Raw genomic sequence first — 3,921 nt, forward strand, 5'->3', positions numbered from 1 at the left:
TTCCTGGCCAGGCTGCGCCGAAAGTCGAAGCGCTACAGCAAAAGCAAGGACATGCTTAAATATTCCGTTATGCTTTTAATGCTCAAACGCAACGGAAACCTGAAGGCTATACTTAATTAACAATGCCATTAATTGAATATGGCGGATGTCAATGTTGATAGGGGCATTCACCCACTGTTGTAACCGACAGTGTCCTATGGGTAATTAACCAAAAGAACGGTTTGTCCTGCACTTACCTTGAAACCCTTGGTATCAGCGGCTTGCAGAGGAAATATAGATTTTAGAAATGTCTATTTCATGTTCTGTGACATATTGAATACTTGGAGTATCTTCCTTGTTGTACAATTTATACTTTTAAATGATGCTGATAGGGTGGACGTAAGGATTCCGTAACATCTAATAATTGTTCATTAAACGGTCGTTTTCTGGACATCCTGGGCAAGCCTTCTCTCATCTTTCGAATGCTAAATTTGATATGTAAAATTCGATTTGCTTCCACATCCGCCAAAAGCAGTTTGGTCTTAGAAGGAGCAATGTGTTGAACAATTAGAACATGTGTCTTAAGCTTGGCGACTAACCCTATAATTCAGATCATAAATTATATATAGGGAGCAAATCCAAGATAGATTGGATTTTTAGTGATTTGTAATTTCAATGACTATACTGTGACCACTTATTACAACGCGGAAACTTCTGCCGGTTCACTCATGCCATTAGAAAGCCGCCGCATTGCCGCTTTTTTATTGACCCATCCAGATGAAAAAGAGTGGAAAAGGACATTAATCGAAGATAATTTGCTGCAAAAGAAAGCACCAGCGACTGCTTTACGCCAAGCCCAGTTGATCAGGAAGCGTTTGAATACCCTTGATTTTGTAGCTGTAGAAATGATCGCTAATCGTGAACAAGATGTCGTTATTCAATTGTTACTGGTTGCAGCAGTTAGACACAGCCAGCTTTTAGCGGACTTTATTTCGGATATTTACGTTGGACACCAGCGTCACTTGGACCTTGCAATCTCTCCCGGTGATTGGGAGGGGTTTTTTACAGAATGTACACACAGGGATTCATCAGTGAAAAAATGGTCTCCTTCAACACAAGCTAAGCTATTCCAAGTTATCCTTCGTATCCTTGCAGAAGCCAAATATCTTGAAAGTACACGTAGCATGAAAATCACTCCACAGTCCCTACATCCTGATGTTCGACGTTACTTGTCGTCACAAGGTGACACAAAGTCACTAGAACTCTTGGAGCGAGCTTAATGGCACAGACTTTCGAGGAACGACTTAATCAAATTTTGCCAAAAATATGTTCAGATGAGTTCCTTGACTATAAAGGCCTCGGCAATGAAATCGGTTTCTGGATTTTTGATTACCCGCCCGAGAGGGAAATGGAGATGCGGGATTTTCTGGAAAGAACCGTCCTTACAAATCTAAATAAATCAAAGCCGCCCATTCGGGCTGGTGTGATTAATTTATTCGATTTGGTTATCCAGTTACTACAGGAACGTAAATTGCTCGATAAAGCTATCGAAATGCAACGGATAAAAGGCGATGAAGTTGTCATGGCCGCTTTGCGCCCGGTTCTTAAAGAGGATAAATTAGCCGAGAAAGTCGTATCAATCGTCAATCTCGATAATATTGATTTACTCATACTTCGTGGTGTCGGTAGCGCTTATCCGATGTTAAGAACCCACGCACTGCTCTCAGCGCTTCATCCCTTGATGGGAAGGACGCCTTTGCTGATGTTTTACCCTGGCCGATATGATGGGTACTCGTTACGCTTGTTCAACAAGTTGTCAGAAGACCACTATTACCGGGCTTTCAGGTTTGTTCCTGAAATGGAATAAATACCTATGCTAAGCGAGAAAAACATGGAAATAAGCGATTTATTCATTAAGCCTATCGACCGGCCAATTAATGGCGTCATCAAGGCCGACCAGTTAGATGCTGAAAGCGTTTGGCAAGAATTGGAAGAATACGTTGTCACCAAACAACTGACAGAATACTTCCGTCGATTTTTTGATGCTTACCTCGCTGCCGCCGAAAAAGCCAATGACCCAACGATTACTGCAAGGATGGGCGTTTGGGTGTCCGGTTTTTTCGGATCAGGAAAATCGCACTTCATCAAATTGCTCGCTTACTTGCTGGAAAATATAGAGGCGAGCGATCCAAAAACCGGAACTCGCAAAAAGGCCGCTGAATTTTTTGACGAGCAAAAAATCAAAGATCCCATGCTCTTGGCAGACATCCGCCGTGCCATTGACGGGACAGCCGATGTCATATTGTTTAATATCGATGCCAAGGCGGATTCCAAAACCGAACGCGATGCGATTGTCCAGGTTTTTCTTCGGGTTTTTAACGAAAAACTGGGGCTTTGCGGCGATGCGCCCTATATCGCAGACATGGAGCGACACCTGATTGCCAAAGGTGCCTATGATACTTTTAAAGCTTCATTCCAAGCTCGAAATAGCAATTCATGGAATCAAGAACGTGACGCGGTGGGTTTGCTTCGCGATGATGTGATTGCCGCACTAGCCCAGTCATTAGGCATGACAGAAGAATCTGCCAGTCGCTGGTTCGATAACGCGCATGATGATTACAATATCAATATTGAAGGATTTGCCAAACTGGTGCGGGACTACCTGGAAACCAAGCCAAAAGACCATCGGATAATATTTCTGGTCGATGAAATTGGTCAGTTTATCGGTAACAACACCCAGCTTATGCTTAGCCTCCAAACCATCATTGAACAATTGGGTACCCTTTGCAAAGGGCGGGCGTGGGTTATAGTCACTAGCCAGGAAGATATCGACGCGGCAATAGGCGAGGCAAACAAGGCCAAATCTCAGGATTTTTCCAAAATTCAAGCGCGTTTCCATACCCGATTGTCCCTGGCAAGCTCTAATACTGACGAAGTGATTGGTGAACGGTTACTGGCCAAAACCGAGGAAGCCCATGTTGCACTGCGTGATGCATTTGCCCAGAAAGGGGACATCATCAACAATCAACTGTCCTTTCTGGGCAATGTCGTTAATCTTCGTGGCTACCGGGATGCGGCTGAATTCGTGGCATATTATCCCTTTGCGCCTTATCAATTCCAATTGCTGCAAAAAATCTTTGAGTCGATCCGTAAAGTGGGGGCGACCGGAAAACACCTGTCGCGGGGCGAACGATCTTTGTTGGATGCATTCCAGTCAGCTGCTGTAAAAAATTCCGGTAAAGGCATCAGTGCCTTGATACCGCTATATGATTTTTATCCTTCCATCGAAAGCTTTATTGATAGCATTGCCAAACGATCTATTGATCAAGCGCCCGAAAATCCAGCCCTGGAACCCTATGACACCCAGTTGCTAAAGGCCATGTTCCTGATCCGTTACATATCTGAAACGGTCAAGCCTAGCATCGACAATCTGGCAACGCTCTGTGTCGATGAAGTGGATGCCGACAAGCTCAGTCTCAAACGCCGCATTCAGGAATCTCTAGCCAGGCTGGAACAACAACAGTTGGTCAGCCGTAACGGTGATCATTGGTTTTTCCTGACCAATGAAGAGCGCGACGTTGCCCGTGAACTCGGCCATGTGGAAGTCTCATCATCAGAACGAACCCGCTTTCTCTCTGAGCTTATATTCGAAGACATCCTCAGAAACCAAACCAAAGTGCGGCATCGTGACACCAAAGCCGACTACGAGTTTAATCGTATTTTGGACGGTATTCCTTGGAAGGCAGCCAACCATACATTAGCCCTGGAAGTCCTTAGTCCACTGGGTGATGGTTATGAAAAAATGCATGAAGCCACTTGTATTATGCGAAGTGCCGAGTCAACGGGCCGCGCGATCATCCGCATGGCAGAAGGTCAGCGACTCTATGAAGAACTGACGCTTTATCTACAAATCGAAAAATATATTATTAGCCCCAAAGCCGA

The 3,921-nt window shown here is 44.6% G+C and carries 3 protein-coding genes and 1 pseudogene; all 4 read left to right on the forward strand.

Going from position 1 to position 3,921, the window contains the following annotated elements:
* Positions 1–120: pseudogene (locus ACLQ6D_RS07290) on the forward strand (IS1 family transposase); the annotation flags it as partial.
* A 545-nt stretch (positions 121–665) separates the two neighbouring features.
* Entirely contained in the window at positions 666–1,259 is a 594-nt protein-coding gene (locus ACLQ6D_RS07295) for a DUF1819 family protein (RefSeq protein ID WP_411726626.1), read from the forward strand.
* Positions 1,259–1,846 carry a DUF1788 domain-containing protein gene (locus ACLQ6D_RS07300; protein ID WP_411726627.1) on the forward strand — a complete coding sequence of 196 codons (588 nt, stop codon included), beginning with the start codon at positions 1,259–1,261 and terminating at the stop codon, positions 1,844–1,846. Before ACLQ6D_RS07295 ends, ACLQ6D_RS07300 begins: the two co-directional genes overlap by 1 nt.
* Positions 1,847–1,870: 24 nt before the next feature.
* On the forward strand, positions 1,871–3,921 hold a 2,051-nt coding region (brxC, locus tag ACLQ6D_RS07305; protein ID WP_411726628.1), incomplete at its 3' end, for a BREX system P-loop protein BrxC.

The sequence above is a fragment of the Methyloglobulus sp. genome (assembly GCF_046714055.1).
In the GTDB taxonomy this organism is placed as follows: domain Bacteria; phylum Pseudomonadota; class Gammaproteobacteria; order Methylococcales; family Methylomonadaceae; genus Methyloglobulus.

Coding starts and splice junctions, on each gene's coding strand:
- ACLQ6D_RS07300 (WP_411726627.1), top strand. CDS start 1,259: ATGGCACAGACTTTCGAGGAACGACTTAATCAAATTTTGCCAAAAATA.